Source organism: Atribacter laminatus (assembly GCF_015775515.1).
GTDB lineage: Bacteria > Atribacterota > Atribacteria > Atribacterales > Atribacteraceae > Atribacter > Atribacter laminatus.
Genome location: NZ_CP065383.1, coordinates 816,995 through 834,543 on the forward strand (window position 1 = coordinate 816,995; position 17,549 = coordinate 834,543).

A 17,549-nucleotide genomic window follows, 5' to 3' on the forward strand; every position below is an offset into this window, starting at 1 on the left:
CCTCACTTTCTCTCAATGCCTAAAAACAGAAACAATCCCATTGAACCAAAAATTATGTTAGGCATCCAAGCAGCTAACCAGGGTTCCATGATACCACCCCGTCCCAATGAGCGAAATATTGATAGCATCATATAAAAAACAAAAGCTAAAATAACAGTTACTATAACACCCAATGCTCTTGTATCTCGGCCTCTTTGAATACCAAAAGGTAGTCCTATCAAAATAAACATTAAAGCTGAAAAGGGAAGGGAATACTTCAGGAAATAAGCGGTTTCGAATTCATCAACTTGAGCTCCTGACTGTTTCAAAATTTCAATCTGTTTACGCAGCTCTCTTGTTGACATCTCTTCAGGGGCTCGTTGGTTTTCAAAAAACTCCTGCAATTCTTCTTTCATGTCAATCTCCATCTCATTGAATTCTATTTCCTGGAGAAGGTATCCGGTATCATTATATCGATGAACTACTCCTTCTTTCAACAACCAGCGATCTTCCAACCAAAAAGCACTTTTAGAAGTGATGACATCGGGAAACTCTTTTTGATCCTTTAAATCATAAATAATCACTTTTTTCATTTCCCAGGTTTCATTGTCCAATTCATTCACATAAAAATAACGGTTTTCAGCATCTCTAAAAAAAACATTTTGTTGGATTTTCGGTGGTCCTTTTTTATAAACATACTCACGCATCAGAATCTGTGCTTTGTGGTTCGATTCAGGGACTATAATATCATTAAAAAAATAAGAGCCGATACTGACTAAAATCGAAACTATCAAATAGGGAAGCAGTATCCTTTTTAGACTAACCCCACATGCTTCAATGGCTACCATCTCGCTTTCTCTCCCCAGCCTTCCTAAATGAAGTTCAGAAGCCAAAAGATAAGAGATTGGGAAAGTAAGAACCATTTGGGCCGGGATATATAATAACAATATTTCTAATGTAATCAAGAGAGGAACCTGTTTGTTGACAAAAAAGTCAGCCAATTCAAACAAAATTCCCACCAACATAACAATGGTTACTGCGCCTACCCAGGTAAACATGCCAGTGAGGCTTTCTCGGGCTAAATAGCGATCCATAATTTTAACCATCAGCATTCTTCACCTATTTCGATTGGATTTAATGGGGTAACCTTTTATGGCTAGATCATCATCTTTCCTTGCAGATTGAATTAACAACGTGTGGATCACAATCTCCCATGGTAAAAATATGAAAACTTTTTTATCCTTTTGAAATAGCAAATTAAACGAATGTTCCAAATACAGAGAGTAATTTTCTCGGCAACTTATTGTATCTTTTTTAAAGGGATTTGTCAGCAAAAAGGCATAAACCCAATAGCTCCTAATACCCATAGCTCTTCTATCTGGTTCCTTTTTATTCAATTTTTAATATTACCGCATATTGATTAAATAAAGCTAAATCCTCCTGTTAGATCCGATATAAGGAAGAGATAATGAAATGTTTCGGGTTTTTCTCTTGTTTTTTTTAGCTACTTCAATTTCAACCATCCAATATGCTTATAAATTTATTAAAAAATTACTTCATTTCACTTGATCGGTACTTTAATCTTCTGAGTAGGTTTTTAGCGGTAATAAAATATTCCGGCTATTCCAGCTAAAATCAGCATCATAATTGGATCGATCATTTTTTTCCAAACAAGAACAAAGGAAATAACACATAATCCGACAGCAAACCAGTCCATTATTCCGTTTTGAGCAATCGTAAAACCTGCTAATGACATAAGCGCTATGACCGAAGGCCGAAGGCCTTTCATTATTTTCTGAACTTTTTCATTGCCTTCAAATAGACTTAGAAACTTTGATATTAGTAGAATAAAACCAATTGAAGGAAGGCAAAAGCTCCCGGTTGAAATTACTGCACCAAAAACTCCCCCAAGTTTATATCCAACAAAAGTAGCAGAATTAATAGCTATTGGGCCTGGGGTAAGCTCGGAAAGTGTGACTAAATCCAGAAATTGTGCAGTGCTTAACCATTGGTAGGTATCAACAATTTCTTTCTGGACCAAAGGTAGAACGGCAATCCCTCCTCCAAAAGCCAGAAAACCAATACGAATAAAGGCCAGAAAAAGATGTAAATAAATCAAGATTTCCTCACTAAACCTGTCAGGGCACCAATCAAAATTATCCAAAAGGGATGAAAATCAAATAAAAATAAAAAAATAAAAAATCCGCTGGAAATGATAAGATCGAAACGTTGCTTGAAGGCTTTTTTTGCAATTGAAAAAATACCAGTTGCAATGAGTGCGACAATAGCTGGTGTTGCTCCTCGAAAAAACCGTTGTACTAAGACTAAGTCGCCATAATGAAATAAAAGAGTTGCTGCCAAAATCATTATTGTAAATGAAGGAATAACCGAACCTAAAATTGCTACCAATAATCCTCGAAACCCAGCAAGCCGGTTCCCTACTAAACCAGCAGTATTAATAGCAATAGCTCCTGGAAAGCTTTGAGCTATTGATAAAATGTTTATAAAATCATCGTCGTTCATGAGTTCTTTTTTTTGAACCAACTCTCTCTGAATCAAAGGAACCATTGCATACCCCCCTCCCCAGGTAAAAGCTCCGATTCGGAAAAAGCTCACGAATAAAATCCAAAGTATTCCTTTTTTTCGCTTTATTAAAACGTCCATGGCCTTCTCCGCAAAAATATTGAAAGTATGATACCATTTATCTTGGCCATGGAAAAGGAAATTCATACATATCTAACAATTGAAAATGAATGTGTCTCTGAGCTGGTTATCAAACGGTCAAAATTTATTGCTCATAGTTTTTCAGTAACCTACCAAGAAATGGTTCGAGAAAAACTACTCAAGATTCAATCTCTCTATCCCAACGCCAGTCACTGGTGTTATGCTTGGCGGATTGGCTACAACCCGCCACTTGATTTTTTTGCCGATGCTGGCGAACCACATGGTACAGCCGGTCGTCCAATTTTAGGGTCAATTTTAACTCGCAACCTTACCAATCTTCTGGTTATTGTCACTCGATATTTTGGGGGAAAAAAGTTAGGGGTACGGGGTCTTATCAATGCTTATCAACAAGCCGCTGAAATGGTTTTAGAAAATTCTGGTGCCATAGAAAAGGAACTTTTAGCTGAATTTATCCTCAAAATCAATCCAACTGATTTTCAGCTTATGGTAAATCAACTCATTTATTTCTGTCGCGGGAAAAAATACCTTGACATTCTTCCAAACTATGGTGAAATTCGGTTTCGAATTCTTTTGCAAAGACTCCAAGAGACCTTATCATTTCTTGAATTAAAACAAAGGGAAGGATTCATTCTCAATTGGGAGCGTTGCGATACTTTATAAATAATACTTCAATGGTATAAAAAGAGACAAGTTTTTACCACTCTTAATCGGAATCGCTGGCTTGGTTTGGAGAAAAATCAATCAAAACTTGTAAGCCTGGATCTGGTGTTGTATTTTCGAAAACTAGTTCCCAACCAAACTTATCAGCAATTTCAAAAGCCAGAGAAAGACCAACTCCCCACCCTGGCTTTTTAAAGGTATTTCGACCTCGAAGAAACCGCTCGCCCAATCGCCTTTGGATCTCTTCGGGAATTCCAGGACCATAATCTCTAACAATTATATTTTTTCCGTTAATAGTGATATCAATCTGCTTCTCAGAATATTTCAGGGCATTGTCTAGCAAAACATCCATTAAAATTTTCAAATGGTCTTCTGAAATTTTAAGACGTGGGGATGCATTAACAAAAAGACGAAATAATCGATGAGGATTCTTGGTCTGCCATTGATCTACAATTGATTTAATAACCACATCCAAAGCAATATCTTTTGTTTCTGTAATCCGACCGGCACGACTGAGAGAAAGCAAGTTTTCGGTTAATTCTTTCATCTCCTGAGCAGTTTTTTCTATGGCATCGATTGCTTCTTTGCGTATCTCTGGATTTTCGTCTCCCCATCTTTGTAGCATTTGAATATAACCAATAATTGAACTCAAGGGAGTTCTTAGTTGATGGGAAACGTTGGAAACAAACCTTTTCTGAATTAAATATCCTTGTTCAAAGGAATGTAACATTTTGTTCAGTGCCAACTTTAATTCTTCTATTTCATCCAGTGTTGAAGCCACTGAAAAGCGAGAGGATAAATTTTCTGAGCTCATTTTATAGAGGGCTCGGTTCAACTCCCGTAATGGTTTTAACCAGTATTCGGTTAAAAAATAGCCAACAAATAATACTATTCCTGCTAAAATTGGTATTAAGTACCAGGCAGCTATTCGGATTCGCTCTAAAGAACGAATCGAAGTGCTGATGTTTTTCCCGAGTAAATGTTCTTCCCCAGATCGATCAATTGAAACAAAAAGAAAATGCTCCCCGTCTCTCATAACCATGCCTTCCTTCCATAACTGTGGATCAAGATCCCAGGGATTTTGTATAATCTTAAGTATTTGATTATCCCACGTTCCAACCAGAAAATCACCAGGAAATGCTCTTCCCCGTGCCATCAAACCATGCATCATCCTCATGCCGCCAGCCTGAGAGCGACGAAAAAGATCTTCTTTTTCTGAAGTCAATATGCTTGTTCGAGAAAAGCCATATAAAACTGAAAAAGCCATTAAAGTCAATGCAAATAAGCAAATAAAATTAAACAACGTCATTCGAACTGAAAGTTTCATCTTTTTGCTCAATCCTTCACAAAGGTATAACCAACCCCTCGAACGGTCTTAATCCTTTTTCCCTCTCCACTCAGTTTCTTTCTGAGATAATTCATATATACTTCAACAACCCCTGGAGTACCAAAAAAATCCGGTCCCCAGACGTTTTGTAAAATTTTCTCTCGGGATAGAACAATTCCTGTGTTACGGACCAAAAAAAGAAGTAAATCAAATTCGGTTTTAGTTAAGATAACTTCCTGATTCCCAAGATGAACTTGATAGGATTGGGGATTGATATGTAAATTTCCAATTTGAAAGGTCTCTCTGGTAGTATGTCCGGCCCGTCGAAATAAAGCATTTATTCGAGCCAAGAGTTCTTCAATTGCAAAAGGTTTTACTAAATAATCATCTGCACCCGATTGTAATCCCCTCACACGATCATCAATTTCTCCTCTTGCAGTTAGCATCAGAATAAGAACCGTCTCTGAAAGGAGGCGTATCCTTTTGGCAACCTCCCAGCCATCAATATCAGGAAGCATGATATCTAAAATTATCAAATCGGGTTGGAAAGAGTAAAAAACGTCAACCGCTGGTTCACCCATACTTGAACGATGAATTTGAAATCCTTCGTGTTCAAGTTCCAGCTCTAATAATCGAGAAATCTTCGGATCGTCTTCAATAATTAAAATTCGAGCTCCTTTTTTGGGTTTTTCGGTTTGACCCTCCATTTTTCTACCCGAAAAGGTTATCTAAAGTCATCATAACAATAAAACCAATCATCAAAGCATATGTAGAAAGACGGGAATGAGCCCTATGGTGGGTTTCGGGAATAACCTCATCGCTGATAACAAATAACATGGCACCACCAGCTAAAGCCATCCCCAAAGGAAGAAACCAATGCATAAAGGTAACCAAAGTTATTCCCAAAAGCCCTCCGATCGGCTCAACCAAACCAGTAAGAAGAGCATATCCAAAAGCAGCGGTTCGATTATATCCTACGCCAATTAGGGATATCGCTACCGCCATGCCCTCAGGAATATTTTGCAGACCAATGGCAGTAGCAACCGTAAGTCCATTAGAAATATTCTCAGTTCCAAAACTCACTCCAACCGCCATACCCTCAGGAAAATTATGAATTGTAACTGCCAAGACAAAGAGCCAAATACGTCGAAGGTTCGTGCTCCCCCCTTCTCGACCCATCTCAAAATGCTCATGAGGGATGACTTTATCAACACCATCTAAAAGAAGAGCTCCAATTATAACCCCAATTACAGCAATCCATACCCCACCAATATCAATAGCCGGAACCAACAAGCTGAAAGCAGTTGCAGCTAGCATCACTCCTGCTGCAAACCCCAAAAGAAGGTCTTTTAAGCGATGAGAAAAATTTTGTTTCCGAAAAAATAGAACCGGAATGGCTCCAATTCCTGTTGCACAGCCAGCAATAAGACTAGCAAGAAAACCAAGAGTGATGTGATTCAAACCAATCCCTCCCTAGGACTATCTCCCAACAATATATTAATATTTATCAATCAATTAACATTATATTATCAGATATTTATTATCAAAACTTTTTCTCACTTACCTTGCAATGGTTTCGCTTTCCACGCGATTAAAAATACAACAATAGCCTTTAAAATATCCCCTCCGATAAAGGGGAAAAATCCGGTTTTTAGTATATATCCAAATGAAATTTGCGCTTGTACAACGAATTTCATAATCACCCACAAATAAATGAGACCTGGCACATAAGGCAAGCTTACTGCAGCAAAACTTAAGAAAAGTATATAATAAAAACTTGCCTTTCTTCTTTTTTGTACAATCCAGGAAAACAAAGGAGAAAGAAACAAATAACCCAGGAGGAAACCAAAGGTAGGTTTCAAGATGTAACTAGGGCCACCATAAGGTGGGATAGCAAATACCGGAACACCCATTAATCCTAATAGAATATAAACCATCCATCCGAAACCATTTTCAAGGGGCGTAAACACAAGGGTTCCCAATACATATATTCCCGGAAGCAGGCTAAATGGGACGATCGACGAACCAAATCGTATCAATTGGGTTGTAACCACTGCAATGGAACACAAAAAAGCACTCCTTACGAGATTACGAGGAGAAAGATTCACCGTGTTTCTCCCCCATCCAAATGGAAGTTCAATCCTGCCTGAAAATTACTATAAGAGGCAATTGAAACTTCGCCCCAGGATAATCGATACCTTTCTTTTTGGTTTATCACCCAAATCCCTCCATTTTCATCAAATCTTTCTACCCATCCTTGACACCTCCTCCCCTTTTTTTCATAGGTTATTAAACACCCCAAAAGAATGGAGCGTTTGGTGTATTCTTCAAGCAGGTGTTGCATTTTATCATTATTAATCCAACTACAGTACCAAGAAGAAAAAATTATTAAAAATTTCTGTAGAAAAAAATCGTGAGTAATTTTCTTTTTCCCTTCTATGAGAAGAGAGGTTGCTTGGTCTCTCAGCTCTTGAGAAAAGTGATTTTTTGTAACGTTCAAATTAACACCAATACCGGCTATTATCCACTGTATTTGATTAGATCGAAATGCATTTTCTAATAATATACCGGCTATTTTCTTACCATGTAAATAGACATCGTTAGGCCATTTGAGTTGTGGCTTAAAGCCCATATTTTCCATAGTTTGAGCAAGGGTTAATCCAAGAATCAAGGCAAGTTGCGGACATTGCTCTGGATTCTTTTTTATTGGCCTGAGCAACAATGAAAAGGTTAAACTTTCGCCTGGGACCGAGAACCAGTCTTTTCCACTCCTTCCTTTTCCAGCGACTTGTTGATCGGCTACTATTAACAACCCTTCCGGCTCCCCCTGCTCAGCGAATTGTCGAGCCAATTGATTTGTCGAACCAACTGTTTCGTAATGAAGAATTCGAAAATTTTTACTCGTTTCCACTTATTACCCGACTCCATAATTTTTTATTTTTTTAACCTTTCGTAATATTACCGGATATAAACTATTTTATTTAATCATTAAAACTTAGAAAATACTATCGACTCCATCTTAATTCCGAATCACGCCCCCGATAAGCATAAAAGAGTGAGTAAGTCTCTGAAGACCTCGGCGGGAAAGCGGATTTGAGAGTTATTAATTCTGATTGATTGGTGCTGGTCGCTTCTTCAGAATTTTTAAACTCTTCACTAGCTTTATTTTGCTTTGGGAAAAGCGGTTGATCTGGGTTTTAATACGGTTTGAAAAAAATTAATCCCACCTATAATAAGTGGAAAATAAAACGTTATTATCCTCCATAAAATGACAAATATTCCAATTCGCTGAGATGTTGTGTAAGACAAAAAAATCGAAGCAATTGATGCCTCAACTCCACCACTGGAACCTGGTGTGGGCATTAAAGAAAAAATGTAATTTAATGGTATTTGGATACCGATAACTTTAATCGGATGTACCAATATCCCTAGAGACCATAAAACCCAAAATGCCACCATAAATATGGCTATGTAGCGTAAATTATAAAAAATAATATTCCAGGCTAAATACTGAGGTTTTTTAAGAAATAGAATGGAAAATCCTCTTCGGAAGTCATCAAAAAATTCTTCAACCCAGGTACGAACCGCTGCTTCAGAAAACTTTGCCCTTCGGAAGTATCGTTTTACAAAGTTAATCCCCCAATTGGTGAGACGGTACAGAACTTGAGGACGGTATAGAAAGTAAAACAACAAGAACATGATGATCGAGTAAAATATTGCAAAGGTATAGAGGAGTTTAAGAAGAATGCCCTGAAGGGCAACTCGAATATCAAAGAGAAAAATAAAGACAACAATTAATAATAGGAGGCTGACTTGATAGAGAATACCACATACTACCACTAGGCTTCCGGCTTCTCCCCAGGTAAGACCCGAACGGCTAAGAACATACATTTGGGCAGGACCCCCGCCTAACATAAAGGGTGTTATTGAAGACATAAAATACGCCGAAAGAACCGAATTTAATGAATCACGAAACAGAATGACCTTCCCCCAAGCTCGGACTGTAATAAAGATTCTCAATGAATCAAAAATCCACGCTCCGATTATGCAAAACGCACCAGCTATCAGTGGTATTATTTTAAATGACAAGTCCGGTACGGTAGTATCTCGATAGGAAAAATATGAAAAAATGAAAACCATTGTTCCTAGGCTGATAACAATCGAGTAGCAGACTTTTTTGGTTATTTTATTTTTTTCGAAGGCTGGTTGAATTTTCACCTATTTTCCCTTTTTATAATGTAAATTCCCACTAATTAAAATTCTTATTCGTTCTTTTCTTCGTCTGGTAATCGAGAATGATATTTTTTCATTGAAGGCTTTTTCTGACCGGTAATAATTCGAAAAAAAGCATAACCTCCAAGAAAGAGCGGAAAATAAAAGGTGGCAACTCGCCATAATAAAACGTACATTCCTACTTTTTGAGGTCCAGTAAAACGAAGAAAAACTGAAGTCACAGTGAGCTCTACGCCACCACTCGCTCCTGGAGTAGGAATAAAACCAAATATATAGTATAGTGGAATTTGAGCGCTGATAACTCTTAAATAGGGAGAATTCGCTCCTAAAGCCTTAAGGATGCAGAAACCCACCGAGAAAAATAGTATAAAATAAATAATATAACAGCCGAGATTCCAGGCTAAATACTGAGGTTTTTTAAGAAATAGAATGGAAAATCCTCTTCGGAAGTCATCAAAAAATTCTTCAACCCAGGTACGAACCGCTGCTTCAGAAAACTTTGCCCTTCGGAAGTATCGTTTTACAAAGTTAATCCCCCAATTGGTGAGACGGTACAGAACTTGAGGACGGTATAGAAAGTAAAACAACAAGAACATGATGATCGAGTAAAATATTGCAAAGGTATAGAGGAGTTTAAGAAGAATGCCCTGAAGGGCGACTCGAATATCAAAGAGAAAAATAAAGACAACAATTAATAATAGGAGGCTGACTTGATAGAGAATACCACATACTACCACTAGGCTTCCGGCTTCTCCCCAGGTAAGACCCGAACGGCTAAGAACATACATTTGGGCAGGGGTACCCCCGGTCGCCGATGGAGTAATGGTTGACATAAAATAACCAGAAAGAACTGTTTTCAGCGCCTGTTCAAAGGTTATGGTCTTATTCCAAGCTCTCGAGCTAAGATACACTCGCACTCCATCAACAATCCAGGCTAATATTAGGAATATAATTCCATATACTAACCATTCCAAGCGAAAAACCGATAGGTCAATTGAAATCCCCCGAAAAGAAATAATTGAGAAGATAAAAATCGTGGTTCCCAAGCTGATTAAAATAGATATAATAACCTGTTTTTTTATATTACTAGGCTCATACCGTTCGTGTTCGTACATCAAGCCATCTCTTCTCTTGTTATTTTCCATATCAGCTTAAGTCCTCATTCTTAGTGGTATCAAACTAGAAAAATATTTTATTAGTCTTTCTTCCTGGTGTTAGTAGATCTTAAAATTTTTTTCATTATAGAAGCCTTCATTATATCTCTTTAGCTAAAGAGATATGTTATTTATTTTTTAAATTGATTTTGGCTTTTCACTCGTTTGGTTTTGGTTAATAATGAATTCTCTAATAGAATAGACCGATTATACAACAAATTCATAAATGTTATTATCAAAAAACCTTGGTTCCCTCTTTTTTTAAAAGGGGGGAATTAAAGCAACCATATTATTATTGAAAACAAGCTGCAAACTAAAACTCCCACGTAAGTTGAAAATCGAATGACAATGAGAGCTTCATCAATGCGTGTCGGATTGAGTTCTAAAAGCGGTTCTCCCAAAAACGGGTACTCTTCACGCTTACCCCCATAATAATTTGCTCCCCCTAATTGGACGCCCAAAGCCCCGGCTAAAGCGCTTTCTGGCCAACCGGCATTTGGGCTTGGATGCTTTCTTGCGTCACGCAAGGAATATTGGAAAACCCCCTTCCAAAATTTACCCAAAATCATGGCAGAAATCCCAATCAGAACAACGCTGAGCCGAGAGGGAATAATATTCATTAAATCATCAAATCGGGCAGAGGCAAAGCCAAAAAAGTAATACCGGGAACTTTTATATCCTAACATCGAATCCAAGGTATTAGAAATTTTATAAACTAACCCTCCCAAAGCGCCAAAAAGCGCAGTATAAAAAAGCGGTGCAAGAATCCCATCGCTAAAGCTTTCGGCAAGCGATTCTATCCCGGCTCGAACTATCTCTTTCTCAGAAAAATGTTCGGTATCTCTTCCAACTAAATGCTTTAAATCCTGACGAGCTGTCTCAATATTATCTTGCTCCAATGCTAGCTTCACATTGTTTACTCTTGTCATTAAAGTCCGATAGGCTGTAAAGCTAAAAATTAAATATATTTCTAACACCCAGAAGCCTAGCAAAAAGTATTGCCGTAACCATCGGCCAAGAAAATAATACAGTATCCCTATTCCTCCAGCAATGAGAATAACGAGTACAAAACCCATAATAAATTCCCTTTTAAAGTTTCTTTTCTTCGGAAAAAATAACCTTTCCAAGCCATTAATTATTTTACCGATCAGAATAACTGGATGCCATTCCCCCTGCGGATCTCCAAACAACCCATCAAGAGCAAAACCACATATTAGTCGAATCGCATTCAGCATCATAAATCCTTATGGTTTATAATCCCTGTTACCTGGAAAAATCCTGAATCATCACGAACTTTTATTATTACTCCGGGATCCAATAGCAAATGAAAGCTATTTTCAAATGCCATCCCGGTTAGAAGAACCAACAAGCATCGAATGACACCAGCATGGGTTACTACTAAATAGTTTCCGTTGCTTTTATCTTGAAGTGTTTGCCAAAACCTTTTTACTCTGATCAAAACATCTTCAAAGCTTTCTCCCAATGGTGGGGTAAACTCCAAAGGGCTATCTTTCCACTTTTTGGCTTGGTCGGGAAAATCTTTCTCAAGCGCTTCCCAATTCATTCCTTCCCATTCACCAAAAGATCTTTCTTTTATGTCCTCGGTGTATTGAATCGAGTAATTAGAATTAACAACTATCTGAGCTGTCTGTCTTGTCCGAACGAGGGGACTCGACCAAATTTCTAAATACTCATTATTGTTAAGTATTTCTTTTGCTGCTCGGATCCTTTTCTCGCCTTTTTTAGTAAGTGGAATATCACTCCATCCAGCAAAATATCGATTTTCAGTTGCATCGGTATCTCCATGTCTTAAAAGAATAATTTCCTTCATAAATACACCACCTTCGCTCCTCCAGAAACGACCTTATTATAAAAAACATCCACTTTTTCTTTTCCCAAAGCATCTTTTACTCGTTGAACCATTTTTTTCGGTGAATTTACTCGAACATCAAATAGTATTCCAAATGCTTTTCCTGTATGAGCTCGGTTTACGCCCAAACCACCAATGGAAGAACAGATTTCAATTAGATTTTCAAAAATAGGTTCTGAAATAAATGACTGAGCAATCCAACTACTCAGGGTCGCTGCTCTCCCCAAAAGGGATAAATCGTTTTCCTCTAGTCCTCGTTGAGCAAAACCAAAAGCCTTTGAAAGGTCTTTTTGGTACTTTCCCCACTGAGCTCTCATTCTCCAGCGATCTACCGAGAGAGTTTCGAGAACACCGGGCAATTCTATGCCTACAACCCCCAAATGCCTCGGAACTGGAAAACGCACTAAAACTGATCCATCCAAGTGGTCAAAAATACACATTTTTGAAAAAATGATACCGTCCGATGGTTCAATCTTTAAAGCAATCCGAGCGATGTCCTCTTCATGCAAATCCCGTTCCACAAGAATTGCTAAAGCTGCTAAAAGGGCAGCAATGTCAGCTGTGCTTGAGGCATAACCCTTCCCTTCTGGAATTGAGCGACGCCTTTGAAACACAATTTTTTCTGCTAATCCATTCAATCCCCATTCTTGAAGCATCAACTCCATGGCTTGCTTGCTCTTCCAGAGCGTTTCCATGTGTTCGCTCCTTTTTTGATCAACTCTTTCAACCAAATCAACTTCTATTTCTGAGTAACGATCAACTGTCAAAGATATGAGCACTTCTTTTCCTTCCCAAGTCCCTTGAACTAATTCTCCAAGACTACCCGGACACCACGCGCGTTTCATTTTTTTTTATATCCTCCCTAAATATAAAAAAAGGGTTTCAACAAGCTCAATAATTGCCCCTACGGCATCTCCACTAAGTCCTCGAAAACCCCTTTCCATCATTTTACTGAATAACCAGCCAACGAAAAAAATCAAGGCTGCCTTGATAGGATAGTAATTCCATCCCAAAAAAAAGGGAAACAATATTATAACCCCAAGCCAAATCCCCATTACCCACCATGGGATCTGACCAATAAATTCTTCTCCAAGACTCTTTTTTTCACGATGAAAGGGATGAAAAAGTCCCCCAATGATTAATGCAGCGATTCTTCCTGCCATTGGGGCAATGATTAAAAAAATTGGTTGAAAATTTCCCCCCAGTGCTATTATCTTAAAGCCTAATAAAAGAAATACTCCGGTTACACCAAACGTTCCCAGCCGACTGTCTTTGAGGATTTCTCGCCTTTTTTCCAAATCCTGCGTTGAAAAAAGCGCATCGCAAACATCAGCCCATCCATCGAGGTGCAATCCTCGAGTTAAAATTAATGAGGTAGCTACTAACGCCAAAGCGACTAACCAATTCCCAGCGTTTATAAACCGAAGGAAGTAATATAAACCGCAATTGAATATTCCTATCAATCCACCAACAATGGGGAAAAAAATGGCCGCTCGGGAAAGATCTCCCTTTTGATAACTGAATTTAGGAACAGGAATACAGGTTAAAAAACTCATAGCGACCAACCAATACCGCCATATCTTGGGTTTAATCGCTGGAGGACTAGATTCCACTATGCCTCTCCCTTTATCTTTACTGGAATACCGGCCACTACGAGGTAGACTAAGTTTACTTTGGTCGCCAACCATTGGTTAATGCGACCTTGGAGATCACGAAAGGTTCTCGCCTGAGGGTACTCGGGCACAATCCCCATTCCGGTCTCGTTGCTCACCATTAAAAAATAAAAACCCTCCTGTTGGTGCTTTTCAAAAAGATAGTTGAATTCATCAAGAAGTTGGTGATATGCTGCTTCTTCTTTGTTCTCACGTAATAACAGATTATTAACCAGAAATGTAACGCAATCCAGCAAAATTGCTTTTCCAGTCCAGTTTTCACTTATATGACTGAAACCACAGGGAGTCTCTCTGGTTAACCAGGATTGAGGACGAGAATTCCGATGCTTTTGAATTCTTTCCTTCATTTCCGTATCGGTAACCACTCCGGTTGCTAAATAAATTACTGGTAAGCCACTATCTCGAGCCATTTGATGTGCAAGAGAACTTTTTCCGCTCCTGGCCCCTCCCAATATCAGAACTGTTTTTTTATAAGGTTCGGGCATATTCATTTATCACCTGAATTAATTTTATATTCTCTTCATGTGTCCGAACTGAAAACCGGAAAAAATCATTAGTCATTCCCCAAAAATCACCTAAAAAGCGCACAATGAGCTTTTGGTTTTGAAGGAAAGAATAGAAGCAACTTGTCTGGGCTTTGATTCTCACCGTATAAAAATTTACTACTGAAGGTTGAAGTTCAAAAAGGTTGACGAGTTTTCCCAAATTCTCTTCAATATAAAGTTTTTCTCTTCGTAGTTCCTTCAGCGTAAGAGAATGAAAATCTTTAAGGTCGGTATTGGCAAGCACGTTTAAAGTTACAGCAAGAAGGGTATTTATACTCCAGGGTTCAAGAACTTGTTTCCATTCCTCAACCAAGGAGGGGTTGGCTACTATAAAGCCTCCTCTCAATCCAGCTAAGGAATAATATTTTGTAAGAGAGCGAATGATGATTAGGCATTGGTCCTCGTTGTTTAATTGTGGGACAAAAGAGGTTTTTTCCTGAGTAAACTCTTGGAATGCTTCGTCAACCAACAGAGTAATCTTTTGTTCTCGACACCAACGGTATAAACTGAGCCTCTCTTCCTTTGACAGACATTGACCTAAGGGATTACCGGGATTCCCTAATACAATCAGATCCGGTCTTTCCCTTTCTATGCGAGACATAATGCTGTCGAATCCTTCTTGGAACAAAGGATTACTATGTACTACCTTTTTCCCTTCCAAATGAAAAGCTCGAGCATATTCAGTAAAACATGGTTCCAAGATAAAGATTTTTTTTGCCTGATGACGACGGGCAATAAAATAAATACCCTGTGTTGCGCCATTGAAAGGAATAACTGAGTTTTTATCCAAATTATAAAGCAGCGCTATTCTTTTTTGATAAAATTCCCAATCAAGAGGGGGATAATAGGAAACATACCGAAACCAATCATTCCAGTGTTCCTTTAGTATTTGAGGCGGACCCCACGGATTTAAGTTAACACTGAAATCCGTGGGGCTTTTGCCTCTCAATTCCATCTCTATTAGTCGACCACCATGGATGGGTATGTTCATCATTCAACCAGTGCAAATGAGGAGATTAAATCACCTTTGTGTAATCTTACCAAGGTTACACCCCGGGTTGCACGTCCTTGAACTGAAACTTCATTACAATTGATCCGAATTAGGGTACCATTTTGCGATGATATCAATATCTCTTCCTGTCCAGAAACGAGCTGAACTCCAATAACTTCGTTTTCTGGTTGGCCAAATTTCATTAAGATAATGCCCTTCCCACCTCGATGGTGAACAGGAAATTTCTTCATTTTTACTCGCTTACCCATACCCTTAGAGGAAATAATCAAAAGATCTAAATTATTGTTGAGGGATGAAGCACCGACAACCCGGTCTTTCACTCGAAGCGTTATCCCCTTCACACCTCGACTAACTCTCCCCATTGAGCGAACTTCCTCTTCAGAAAAGGAAATTCCATAACCCTTTGCTGTGGCGATCAGAACTTTTTCCTGTCCATTGGTTACAAACACTGTCGAGAGCTCGTCTCCATCATCGAGATTAATTGCTCTTATGCCTCGTCTGGTAATAGAAACAAACTCGAGAAGATCGCTTTTTTTAACGATGCCCCGCGTTGTAACAAAAAATAAGTACTTCCCTTCGCCAAAATCCTTAAGGGGTATCATATTAATCACCCGCTCTCCCTCTTCGAGTTGGAGTAGATTTACTAAATGAATTCCCTTGGCTTGGCGCTGCATTTCAACCAGTTGGTAAGCGGGATGTTGGAATACTCGTCCTCGGCTGGTAAAAAATAGAATTTTATGAAGAGTCGTCGTAACCGCAATTTGACTAACCAAATCTTCTTCTTTAGTAGTAATGCCCGTTACTCCTCGACCACCTCGTCCTTGGCGTCGATAGGAAGACAGGAGAACTCTTTTGACATAACCATCCCGAGTAAGGGTAATAACAACGTCCTCTTCGGCAATGAGGTCGGTTAAATCAAGAGGCTCCGCTTCATCAACAATACGGGTTCGACGAGCATCGCCAAATCTTCTTTTTACATCTAAAAGCTCTCTTTTAATTAAGTTCATTAAACTCTTTTCGTGGTTTAATATATCCTTCAAAGAAGCAATTCTTTTTTCTAATTCTCGATATTCCTCTTGGATTTTTTCCCTTTCCAAGGCCACCAACCTCTGCAGCCTCATTTCTAAAATTGCTTGAGCCTGGGCATCTGAGAACTGGAACTGCTGCATTAAACGATCTTTTGCTTCAGCTACGTTTTGAGATGACCGAATAGTATGAATTACCTCGTCAATCATGTCTAATGCCCGAAGGAAACCTTCCAAAATGTGCAATCTTTCTTCGGCGTTTTTTAATTCATATTTACTGCGCCGGATCACTACTTCTTTACGATATTCAATAAAATGGCGAAGCACGTCAGGAACACCCATTACCTCCGGTCGTCCGTTGATCAGCGCTAAAAGAATAACACCAAAGGTAGTTTGAAGAGCGGTATGACGATAAAGATAATTCAAAACAAAGCTTGGATTCGTAGCATTTTTTTTCAGCTCTAAAACCACCCTAATTCCATCTCGGTCTGATTCATCACGAACTTCGCTAACATCAGCAATTTTTTTGTCCATAATGAGTCGAGCAATTTCTTCGACCAGAGAAGCTTTGTTGACTTGGTAAGGAATTTCCCGGATAATTATTGCTTTTCGGTGTCGATCCAAGTCTTCAATCCGAGCATCTCCCCGTAAGATTAATTTTCCCCTTCCTTCTCGAAAATAATCATGAATTCCCTTTGTCCCGTTGATTAATCCATATGTAGGAAAATCAGGTCCTGGAATGTATTCCAATAACTCCTTCCAAGTTGATTGCGGATTATCAATAAGATATATAGTTGCATCGATTAATTCCGAAAGGTTGTGAGGCGGAATGTTGGTCGCCATTCCAACTGCAATACCGGTTGCGCCATTGGCTAAAAGTTGTGGAAAGTTTGCCGGTAAAACTAATGGTTCCTGCATCGATTCATCGAAATTTGGTATAAAATCGACCGTATTTTTTTCGATATCCAAGAGCATTTCTTCGGCAATCTGGTTCATTCTTACTTCAGTGTATCTCATGGCTGCTGGTGGATCACCGTCGATAGATCCAAAATTTCCGTGTCCATCAACCAAAGAGTAGCGATAAGTAAAGGGTTGCGCCATTCGAACTAAGGTATCATATATGGCCATATCACCATGAGGATGATACTTTCCCAGAACATCTCCAACAACACGCGCGCTTTTTTTGTAAGGCAAATTATGCCTGATACCCATTTCGTTCATCGCAAACAGAATTCGCCGTTGCACGGGTTTCAGTCCATCCCGAGCATCAGGCAATGCTCTCCCGACAATAACACTCATGGCATAATTTAAATATGCGTCCTTCATTTCATCTTTTACATCTACAGGAATTATATTTCCTTTATCTTCCGGCATTTAATTCCTCCA

At 38.7% G+C, this 17,549-nt stretch carries 18 protein-coding genes; 1 reads left to right on the forward strand and 17 read right to left on the reverse strand.

Annotated features, from left to right (window positions below; translation table 11 throughout):
* Positions 1–2 precede the first annotated feature (2 nt).
* The 3 genes from RT761_RS03900 to RT761_RS03910 all read right to left on the reverse strand — a co-directional run bounded on the left by RT761_RS03900 (position 3) and on the right by RT761_RS03910 (position 2,643).
* The gene (locus RT761_RS03900; RefSeq protein WP_218112775.1) at positions 3–1,085 is read right to left on the reverse strand and encodes an LptF/LptG family permease; all 1,083 of its coding nucleotides are present in this window, start codon (positions 1,083–1,085) and stop codon (positions 3–5) included.
* Between the two features lie 491 nt (positions 1,086–1,576).
* Positions 1,577–2,098 (reverse strand): chromate transporter, encoded by a 522-nt coding sequence (locus RT761_RS03905; protein ID WP_218112776.1) that lies wholly within the window; start codon positions 2,096–2,098, stop codon positions 1,577–1,579.
* Positions 2,095–2,643 (reverse strand): chromate transporter, encoded by a 549-nt coding sequence (locus RT761_RS03910; protein WP_218112777.1) that lies wholly within the window; start codon positions 2,641–2,643, stop codon positions 2,095–2,097. Before RT761_RS03910 ends, RT761_RS03905 begins: the two co-directional genes overlap by 4 nt.
* A gap of 27 nt (positions 2,644–2,670) precedes the next feature.
* Between RT761_RS03910 and RT761_RS03915 the strand changes: the two genes are divergently transcribed.
* The gene (locus RT761_RS03915) at positions 2,671–3,324 is read left to right on the forward strand and encodes an IMPACT family protein (RefSeq protein ID WP_218112778.1); all 654 of its coding nucleotides are present in this window, start codon (positions 2,671–2,673) and stop codon (positions 3,322–3,324) included.
* A gap of 43 nt (positions 3,325–3,367) precedes the next feature.
* Here RT761_RS03915 and RT761_RS03920 read toward each other — a convergent pair whose 3' ends face one another.
* The 14 genes from RT761_RS03920 to gyrA form a co-directional block, all read right to left on the reverse strand.
* Complete coding sequence (locus RT761_RS03920; RefSeq protein ID WP_218112779.1) at positions 3,368–4,651, reverse strand: HAMP domain-containing sensor histidine kinase; 1,284 nt, start codon at positions 4,649–4,651, stop codon at positions 3,368–3,370.
* Positions 4,652–4,659: 8 nt separating this feature from the next.
* Positions 4,660–5,358: a response regulator transcription factor gene (locus tag RT761_RS03925; RefSeq protein ID WP_218112780.1), complete on the reverse strand. Its 699-nt coding sequence runs from the start codon at positions 5,356–5,358 to the stop codon at positions 4,660–4,662.
* Positions 5,359–5,362: 4 nt separating this feature from the next.
* On the reverse strand, positions 5,363–6,112 hold the full coding sequence (locus tag RT761_RS03930) for a ZIP family metal transporter (protein WP_218112781.1): 750 nt from the start codon (positions 6,110–6,112) through the stop codon (positions 5,363–5,365).
* Between the two features lie 95 nt (positions 6,113–6,207).
* Complete coding sequence (locus tag RT761_RS03935; protein WP_218112782.1) at positions 6,208–6,720, reverse strand: biotin transporter BioY; 513 nt, start codon at positions 6,718–6,720, stop codon at positions 6,208–6,210.
* 35 nt (positions 6,721–6,755) lie between these two features.
* Positions 6,756–7,562, reverse strand: coding sequence for a biotin--[acetyl-CoA-carboxylase] ligase (locus RT761_RS03940; RefSeq protein ID WP_218112783.1), 807 nt, complete (start codon positions 7,560–7,562; stop codon positions 6,756–6,758).
* A gap of 251 nt (positions 7,563–7,813) precedes the next feature.
* Positions 7,814–8,869 carry a lysylphosphatidylglycerol synthase transmembrane domain-containing protein gene (locus RT761_RS03945; RefSeq protein ID WP_218112784.1) on the reverse strand — a complete coding sequence of 352 codons (1,056 nt, stop codon included), beginning with the start codon at positions 8,867–8,869 and terminating at the stop codon, positions 7,814–7,816.
* 44 nt (positions 8,870–8,913) lie between these two features.
* Positions 8,914–10,029, reverse strand: a complete 1,116-nt coding sequence (locus tag RT761_RS03950; RefSeq protein ID WP_218112785.1) for a lysylphosphatidylglycerol synthase transmembrane domain-containing protein — start codon at positions 10,027–10,029, stop codon at positions 8,914–8,916.
* A 284-nt stretch (positions 10,030–10,313) separates the two neighbouring features.
* On the reverse strand, positions 10,314–11,276 hold the full coding sequence (cbiB, locus tag RT761_RS03955; RefSeq protein ID WP_218112786.1) for an adenosylcobinamide-phosphate synthase CbiB: 963 nt from the start codon (positions 11,274–11,276) through the stop codon (positions 10,314–10,316).
* The gene (gene cobC, locus RT761_RS03960) at positions 11,273–11,869 is read right to left on the reverse strand and encodes an alpha-ribazole phosphatase (protein ID WP_218112787.1); all 597 of its coding nucleotides are present in this window, start codon (positions 11,867–11,869) and stop codon (positions 11,273–11,275) included. The genes cbiB and cobC overlap by 4 nt, the downstream gene beginning before the upstream one ends.
* Complete coding sequence (locus RT761_RS03965) at positions 11,866–12,753, reverse strand: GHMP family kinase ATP-binding protein (protein ID WP_218112788.1); 888 nt, start codon at positions 12,751–12,753, stop codon at positions 11,866–11,868. The genes cobC and RT761_RS03965 overlap by 4 nt, the downstream gene beginning before the upstream one ends.
* 6 nt (positions 12,754–12,759) lie before the next feature.
* Positions 12,760–13,521 carry an adenosylcobinamide-GDP ribazoletransferase gene (gene cobS, locus RT761_RS03970; protein ID WP_218112789.1) on the reverse strand — a complete coding sequence of 254 codons (762 nt, stop codon included), beginning with the start codon at positions 13,519–13,521 and terminating at the stop codon, positions 12,760–12,762.
* Positions 13,521–14,066, reverse strand: coding sequence for a bifunctional adenosylcobinamide kinase/adenosylcobinamide-phosphate guanylyltransferase (cobU, locus tag RT761_RS03975; RefSeq protein ID WP_218112790.1), 546 nt, complete (start codon positions 14,064–14,066; stop codon positions 13,521–13,523). Before cobU ends, cobS begins: the two co-directional genes overlap by 1 nt.
* Positions 14,050–15,081, reverse strand: coding sequence for a pyridoxal phosphate-dependent aminotransferase (locus tag RT761_RS03980; protein WP_218112791.1), 1,032 nt, complete (start codon positions 15,079–15,081; stop codon positions 14,050–14,052). Before RT761_RS03980 ends, cobU begins: the two co-directional genes overlap by 17 nt.
* Before the next feature lie 35 nt (positions 15,082–15,116).
* Complete coding sequence (gene gyrA / locus RT761_RS03985; RefSeq protein ID WP_218112792.1) at positions 15,117–17,537, reverse strand: DNA gyrase subunit A; 2,421 nt, start codon at positions 17,535–17,537, stop codon at positions 15,117–15,119.
* Positions 17,538–17,549: the final 12 nt, after the last annotated feature.